The sequence below is a fragment of the Streptomyces sp. URMC 123 genome (genome assembly GCF_051386515.1).
Lineage (GTDB): Bacteria > Actinomycetota > Actinomycetes > Streptomycetales > Streptomycetaceae > Streptomyces.
On record NZ_JBPQTV010000359.1, the window covers coordinates 1 to 6,316 of the forward strand.

The following is a 6,316-nucleotide window of genomic DNA, read 5'->3' on the forward strand; positions in this document are numbered from 1 at the left end:
GGGCGGGGCCGCGGCCGGAACGGTGGACGGAACGGCGAACGAGGGGCCGGGACCGGCGAGCCGGCGTCGCCGTCCTTCTCCGCGCTGCTGCCCGTCCCCGCGCCCACGGCCGCCGGGCGGCCGGGCCGGATCAGGCCGCTGTACCGCCGCCCCGGCGGGCGTGAGCCCAACCTCGCCCCGGGCCTGCTCGCGCATCTGGCGGCGCGGCTGGAGCGGCCTGTGGACGCGGTGGACGTGCTGGCGTGGACGGCCGCCGTCGTCCGGCGCGGCCCGGACGGCGGCTGCGAGGTGCCGCTGACCGCGTCGGCCGGCGTATGGGAGCGCGGGGTGGCGCTCGGCCGGAGGCTGCTCCGGCTGCACACGCGGGGCGCCCGGTGCGCGCCGGGGGACGCGGGCCCGCCCCGGCTGCCCGGCGGCAGCCGCCCGTACGTGCGCGCCTCGCTGCCCGCCGACCGGCTGCCGGAGCGGATCGCGTACGACGCCGAGGCGGCGGCGCTGCTGCTGGACGGCGGCCGGATCGCCCCGGTGGCGCCGGAGGCCTGGCAGTTCCGGGCCGACCCCGGGACCTGGGAATTCCGGGCCGCCGACGATCCGTTGGGGGCGCCCGGCGGCACCGGGGTGGGCACGGCGAGCGCCCCGGGCGCGCAGGGCGTGCCGAGCGCCCCGGGCGCGCTGGAGCAGTGGATCGCCGCCCGCGCCGCGCCGCCCTCCTCCGGCCCGCTGGGGGCGCTGCGCCCCGCCGGCGTGCCCCAGCGGTGGACCGGTGAACTGCTGGAGCTGATCACCGTTCTGACGCTGCTGGCGCGGGAGCGCCCGGAGCGGCTCCGGCTGGGCGCGGAGCTGTCCGTGGCACCGCAGGTGACGGTCGACGAGCTGCTGCGGGCGGGCGTGCTGCCGGCCCCTCCCCCGGCCCGCCGCCCGGCGTCCGTCCTTGAGCACCCGGAGGAGGGGCCAAACGGCCAGTTCGCCCTGCTGTGACGCGCCGTGGCGCCCGTGACGCCCGTGGCGCCCATGACGCCGGCGCTCCGTACGACGCCGGCGCTCCGTACGACGCGGCGTCTCCCTACGAGACCTGGGTCCCCTCGCCGCTCCGGCCGCTCCCGTCGCCCGCGCCGCCCCCACCGCTCTCCCGCTCGAACGAGGCGAGCACCCGGTTCACCGCGCGCTCGAACTGCGCGTCCATGTCGAGCGGCCAGGGGGCCCGCTCGTACGCCGCCGCCAGTCGCGGATGGCGCCCCTCGGCGAGCACCCGGGCCACATAGGCGGAGCGCGCGGCCTGTTCGGCGCCGGGCGGGAACGGGGAGGTGCGGTCCCGCTCGGCCATCGACAGCTCGGTGTCGACATAGGCGGTGACGATGCCGTTGACCATGGAGATCACCTCCAGCCGGGTCCCCGTGTCGGCGTCCAGGCTTTCCAGCACGGCCAGGCAGTGCTCCAGATAGCGCAGGGCGTTGGGGCTGAACCCGTGGGCGGGTGACAGCAGCCGGGGCAGCCAGGGGTGGCGGTGCATGATCGCGCGGGCCTGCCGGGCGAGCCCGAGCATGTCGGCGCGCCAGTCCCCCGAGGGCGGCGCCGACAGGTCGTACTCCGCGCACACCGCGTCCACCATCAGCTCGTACAGATCCTCCTTGCGCGGGACGTAGTTGTAGAGCGACATCGTGCCGCAGCCGATCTCGGCCGCCACCCGTCGCATGGACGCGGCGTCGATGCCTTCCGCGTCGGCGACCCGCACGGCCGCCGCGGCGATCTCGGCTCGGCTGTGCGCGGGTCGCGGTCCGCGCCCCGAGCGCTCGGGACGGGACCAGATCACCTCGGGGCCGGCCGGACGGCCATGGGCTGCCATTGATCATCACCTCGCTCCCCATCCTAGTTACGTACGCCGTACGGAGTGCGCTACCGTGGGCGAAGCGAAACTACGTACGACGTACCTAGTTAAGGGGGTCCCATGGCCGCTGTCCTCATCGAGGGGCTGCGCAAACGATTCGGCGACGTCCACGCGCTGCGCGGGCTCGATCTCGCCGTGCCCGAGGGCACCGTCTGCGGGCTGCTCGGCCCCAACGGCGCCGGCAAGACCACGGCCGTCCGGGTGCTCGCCACGCTGGTGGCCCCCGACGCCGGCACCGTGCGGGTGGCCGGCCACGACCTGGCCCGCGACCCGGGCGCGGTCCGCCGCTCCATCGGCGTGACCGGCCAGTACGTCTCCGTGGACCAAGACCTGACGGGCCGTCAAAATCTGCGGTTGTTCGCCCGGCTGTGCGGTCTGCGCGGCGCGGCGGTGGCCGCGCGGGCGGACGAGCTGCTGGAGCGGTTCGACCTGGGCGGCGCCGCCGACCGGCCGGCCCGCACCTACTCCGGTGGCATGCGCCGCCGCCTCGACCTGGCGGCCGGACTCCTCACCGAACCGGCCGTCCTGCTGCTCGACGAGCCCACCACCGGGCTCGACCCGCACAGCCGCGACGGCATCTGGGCGGCCGTGCGCCACCTCGCCCAGCGGGGCACCACCGTGCTCCTCACCACGCAGTACCTGGAGGAGGCGGACCGATTGGCCGGGGACATCGTGGTGATCGACCAGGGGCGGGCCGTCGCCCGCGGCACCCCGGGTGAGCTGAAGGCCGACATCGGCTCGTCCGCCGAGGTGGAGGTCGCCGACATCGTGGGGCTGTCCGCGGCCGCGGTCGTCCTCGGGCATCTGGCCGGGTCCCCGGCGCGGGTCGACCACGACCGGCTCACCGCCACCGCGCGGATCGCCGACGCCTCCGTCACCCTCCCCGCCATCGTCCGGGAGCTGGACGCCGCGGGGGTGCCGGTGGTCGACGCCGCGCTGCGCGCGCCCACGCTCGACGAGGTGTTCCTCCGCCTCACCGGCCGCGACCCCCACGGAGCCGCCGCATGAGCGCGCTCGCGAGCCCCTCCCCCGTACCGAGCCCCGCCCCCGTACGCGGCGCCGGCTCGCCGCTGTACGACGCCTGGGCCATGCTCGGCCGCCATCTGTGCCGGATGCGCAACGCCCCCGGACTGCTCGTGATCACCCTGGCCGCGCCGGTCACCCTGCTGCTCTTCTTCGGCTATGTCTTCGGCAGCGCGGTGACCGTGCCCGGGGGCGACTACCGCGAGTACCTGGTGCCGGGGCTGTTCGTCTCCATCGCCGCCAACGGCATCGTGACCGGGATGATCACCACGGCCCAGGACGCCCGGCACGGGGTCATGGACCGCTTCCGCACCCTCCCGATGAGCCGCGCGGCCGTGCCGCTCGGGCAGGCCGCGGCGGAGGCGCTGATCGCGGCGGTGGGCCTGGTGCCGCTGCTGCTGGCCGGGCTCGCGGTCGGCTGGCGGGTGCACAGCGGCCCGGCGGAGGCGGCCGGCGGCTTCGCGCTCCTGCTGCTGTTCCGCCTCGCCACGGCGTGGATCGGCCAGTACCTCGGCCTGCTGGTGGGCGACGAGCAGGCCGCCGGCCAGCTCAGCAGCACCACATTCGTGCTGTCGCTGGTCTCCAACACCTATGTGCCGACGGCCGGGATGCCCACCTGGCTGCGGGCCGTCGCCGAGTGGAACCCGATCAGCGCGGTGGTCTCGGCCACGCGCGAGCTCTTCGGCAACGCGGGCGCGGGCCCCGCCGCGGCGCCCGGCTCCGCCTGGCCGATCGCCCACCCCGTGATCGCCGCCGTCGGCTGGTCACTGCTGCTCATGGCCGTCTTCGCACCACTGACCGTGCGCCGGTACGCGCGCCGCACGGGCTGACGTACGGGGTCGCCCCCGCCGGCGTTCGGCGAAGATCCGCTCTGGCGCGGCGCGCGGGCCCCGCGATAGGACGGGGGCCATGGATCACACGCCACCCGGGCCGACCCCGCCCGCGCCGCACCCGCTGCCCCTGGAGGGCATCACCGTCGTCGCCGTCGAACAGGCCGTCTCCGCGCCGTTCGCCACCCGTCAGCTCGCCGATCTGGGCGCCCGGGTGGTGAAGGTGGAGCGGCCGGACGGCGGCGACTTCGCCCGTGGCTACGACACCGCCGTGCGCGGTCTCGCCTCGCACTTCGTCTGGGCGAACCGGGGCAAGGAGTCGATCGCCCTCGATCTGAAGGACCCGCGCGGCCGCGAGGTGTTGGAGCGGCTCGTCGCGGGCGCGGACGTGTTCGTCCAGAACCTCGCCCAGGGCGCCGCGGCCCGGCTCGGCCTCGACGCGGCGGCGCTGTGCGCCCGCCACCCCCGGCTGGTCGCGGTGGACATCTCCGGCTACGGCCCCGGCGGCCCGTACGGGCACAAGCGGGCCTACGACATGCTGGTGCAGTGCGAGGCCGGCCTGGTCTCGGTGACCGGCACCCCCGAGCAGCCGGTCAAGGCCGGCGTGCCGGCCGCCGACATCGCCGCCGCGATGTACGCCTTCTCCGGCGTGCTCGCGGCGCTGCTGCGCAGAGCGACCACGGGCCGGGGCGGGCCGGTCGAGGTGTCGATGCTGGACGCGCTGGCCGAATGGATGGGCCACCCGCTGTACCTGGGCCTGTACGGAGGGGCGGCCCCGGCCCGTACGGGTGTCGCGCACGCCGTCATCAGCCCGTACGACGCCTATGCCACGGCGGACGGGCGGCAGGTGCTGCTGTCGGTGCAGAACGACCGCGAGTGGCGGCGCCTGGCCGAGCAGGTGCTCGGGCGGCCCGAGCTGGCGGACGACCCGGCGTACGCCACCAACGCGGCCCGGGTCCGGGGGCGCGAGAAGACGGACGCGGTGGTCGCCGAGGCGCTGGCCGCGCTGGACTGCGACACGGCCGTCGCCCGGCTGGAGGCGGCGGGCATCGCCTGCGCCCGGCTGAACGGGGTGGCCGATCTGGCGTCCCACCCGCAACTGGCGGCGCGGGACCGCTGGCGGGAGATCGGCTCGCCCGCCGGGCCGCTGCGGGCGCTGTTGCCGCCCGTGGTGCTGCCCGGCGGGGAGCCGCCGCGGATGGGGGACGTCCCCGCGCTCGGCGAGCACACCGAAGCGCTGCTGCGTGCCCTCGGCATGACGGACACGCACATAGCAGCGCTGCGCCGGGACGGTGTGATCGCCTGAGGCCGAAGAGACCGAAAGGTCAGCCGCGGCTGCCGATGAGCGTGCGCCGCAGCCGCCGCAGGGGGGCGAAGAGCGAGACCCGCGACACCCGCGCGCCCCGGCTCGACGGCGCGTGCGCCACCTCGCGCGAGGTGATCTCGCGCATCAGCGAGGTGGCCTCGTCCGTCTCGTGCCGCGGCATGGCGGGGCCGGCCAGTACGGCGAGATGGCGGTCGAGCCGCGCGCTGGACGCGCCGCTCCCGCAGTTGATCGCAGGCACTCTGGGCCTGCTGCGCATTGCTATCTGTTCCATGACACTCCCCACCCGTACGAGGGCACCCGGCCCGGGCAGGGTAACCCTACCGCCCCGTCGCGTCACCCGCGCATCCACCGCCTCGGATTCACCTCCTCGGCAAGGGCATTGACGTGACACGACGCCCGGGCGGCGGTCCGGCGGCGACCCGGGGCCGCCGCCCGGCGGTCCCGGCCGCGCGGCCACCGCGCTCCGGGGGCTTCAACTGGCGCCCACCGAGGTAGATTCCCTCCGAATCGCTCTGCCGCGGGGCCGGTCGACGACCGCCCCGGCAGGGCGCGCCGTCGCGGCGGACGGAGGGGGTGCGCCCATGAGCCAGGGCCCGGTCGGGTCGGACGGCGGGCCGAGCGACGAGGGGCGGGCACCACAGCGGTTGGTCTCCGGGCGCTACCGCCTCCTCGAACGGCTCGGCGAGGGCGGCATGGGCGTGGTCTGGCGCGCCCGGGACGAGGTGCTCGGCCGCGAGGTGGCCGTCAAGGAGGTGCGGGCACCGGCCGATCTGGACCCCCGGGAGGTCCACCGGCTCTACGCCCGGCTGGAGCGCGAGGGCTGGGCGGCGGCGCGGATCTCGCACCCCAACGTGGTCACGGTCCACGACGTGGCCGCCGAGGACGGCCGCCCGTGGATCGTGATGGAGCTGGTGCGCGGCCTGACGTTCGCCGAAGTGCTGGAGGCCGAGGGGCCGGTGCCGCCCGAGCGGGCGGCGGCCGTGGGCCTGGAGGTGCTCGCCGCGCTGCGGGCGGCGCACGGCGCGGGCGTGCTGCACCGCGATGTGAAGCCGGGGAACGTGCTGATCGCCAACGACGGGCGGGTGGTGCTCTCCGACTTCGGGATCGCGGTCGTCGAGGGCAACACCGCGCTGACGATGACCGGGGAGCTGGTGGGCTCGCCCGAGTTCCTGGCGCCGGAGCGGGCCCTGGGGCGCGTGCCCGGCCCCGAGTCGGACCTGTGGTCGCTCGGGGTGATGCTCTACGCCGCCG

At 76.3% G+C, this 6,316-nt stretch carries 7 protein-coding genes; 5 read left to right on the forward strand and 2 right to left on the reverse strand.

Going from position 1 to position 6,316, the window contains the following annotated elements:
• A partial coding sequence (locus tag ACSNOD_RS27130; RefSeq protein ID WP_436769704.1) for a type ISP restriction/modification enzyme occupies window positions 1-978 on the forward strand: 978 nt, incomplete at its 5' end.
• 85 nt (window positions 979-1,063) lie between these two features.
• Here the strand turns inward: ACSNOD_RS27130 and ACSNOD_RS27135 are convergent.
• The gene (locus tag ACSNOD_RS27135) at window positions 1,064-1,843 is read right to left on the reverse strand and encodes a TetR/AcrR family transcriptional regulator C-terminal domain-containing protein (RefSeq protein ID WP_436769705.1); all 780 of its coding nucleotides are present in this window, start codon (window positions 1,841-1,843) and stop codon (window positions 1,064-1,066) included.
• A gap of 102 nt (window positions 1,844-1,945) precedes the next feature.
• On the opposite strand from ACSNOD_RS27135, the gene ACSNOD_RS27140 reads away from it, so the two are divergent.
• The 3 genes from ACSNOD_RS27140 to ACSNOD_RS27150 all read left to right on the forward strand — a co-directional run bounded on the left by ACSNOD_RS27140 (window position 1,946) and on the right by ACSNOD_RS27150 (window position 5,044).
• Window positions 1,946-2,893 carry an ATP-binding cassette domain-containing protein gene (locus ACSNOD_RS27140; RefSeq protein WP_436769706.1) on the forward strand — a complete coding sequence of 316 codons (948 nt, stop codon included), beginning with the start codon at window positions 1,946-1,948 and terminating at the stop codon, window positions 2,891-2,893.
• A gap of 80 nt (window positions 2,894-2,973) precedes the next feature.
• Window positions 2,974-3,738: an ABC transporter permease gene (locus ACSNOD_RS27145; RefSeq protein WP_436769710.1), complete on the forward strand. Its 765-nt coding sequence runs from the start codon at window positions 2,974-2,976 to the stop codon at window positions 3,736-3,738.
• A gap of 79 nt (window positions 3,739-3,817) precedes the next feature.
• Window positions 3,818-5,044 (forward strand): CaiB/BaiF CoA transferase family protein, encoded by a 1,227-nt coding sequence (locus ACSNOD_RS27150; RefSeq protein WP_436769707.1) that lies wholly within the window; start codon window positions 3,818-3,820, stop codon window positions 5,042-5,044.
• Window positions 5,045-5,063: 19 nt separating this feature from the next.
• Here ACSNOD_RS27150 and ACSNOD_RS27155 read toward each other — a convergent pair whose 3' ends face one another.
• Complete coding sequence (locus ACSNOD_RS27155; protein ID WP_436769708.1) at window positions 5,064-5,336, reverse strand: hypothetical protein; 273 nt, start codon at window positions 5,334-5,336, stop codon at window positions 5,064-5,066.
• A gap of 310 nt (window positions 5,337-5,646) precedes the next feature.
• On the opposite strand from ACSNOD_RS27155, the gene ACSNOD_RS27160 reads away from it, so the two are divergent.
• Window positions 5,647-6,316, forward strand: a 670-nt coding sequence (locus tag ACSNOD_RS27160; RefSeq protein ID WP_436769709.1) for a serine/threonine-protein kinase, incomplete at its 3' end; no start/stop codon positions are given.

Excerpts from the sequence above, each read along its gene's own strand:
- ACSNOD_RS27155 (WP_436769708.1), bottom strand. The coding sequence starts at position 5,336 with ATGGAACAGATAGCAATGCGCAGCAGGCCCAGAGTGCCTGCGATCAAC.
- ACSNOD_RS27140 (WP_436769706.1), top strand. The coding sequence starts at position 1,946 with ATGGCCGCTGTCCTCATCGAGGGGCTGCGCAAACGATTCGGCGACGTC.
- ACSNOD_RS27145 (WP_436769710.1), top strand. The coding sequence starts at position 2,974 with ATGCTCGGCCGCCATCTGTGCCGGATGCGCAACGCCCCCGGACTGCTC.
- ACSNOD_RS27135 (WP_436769705.1), bottom strand. The coding sequence starts at position 1,843 with ATGGCAGCCCATGGCCGTCCGGCCGGCCCCGAGGTGATCTGGTCCCGT.
- ACSNOD_RS27150 (WP_436769707.1), top strand. The coding sequence starts at position 3,818 with ATGGATCACACGCCACCCGGGCCGACCCCGCCCGCGCCGCACCCGCTG.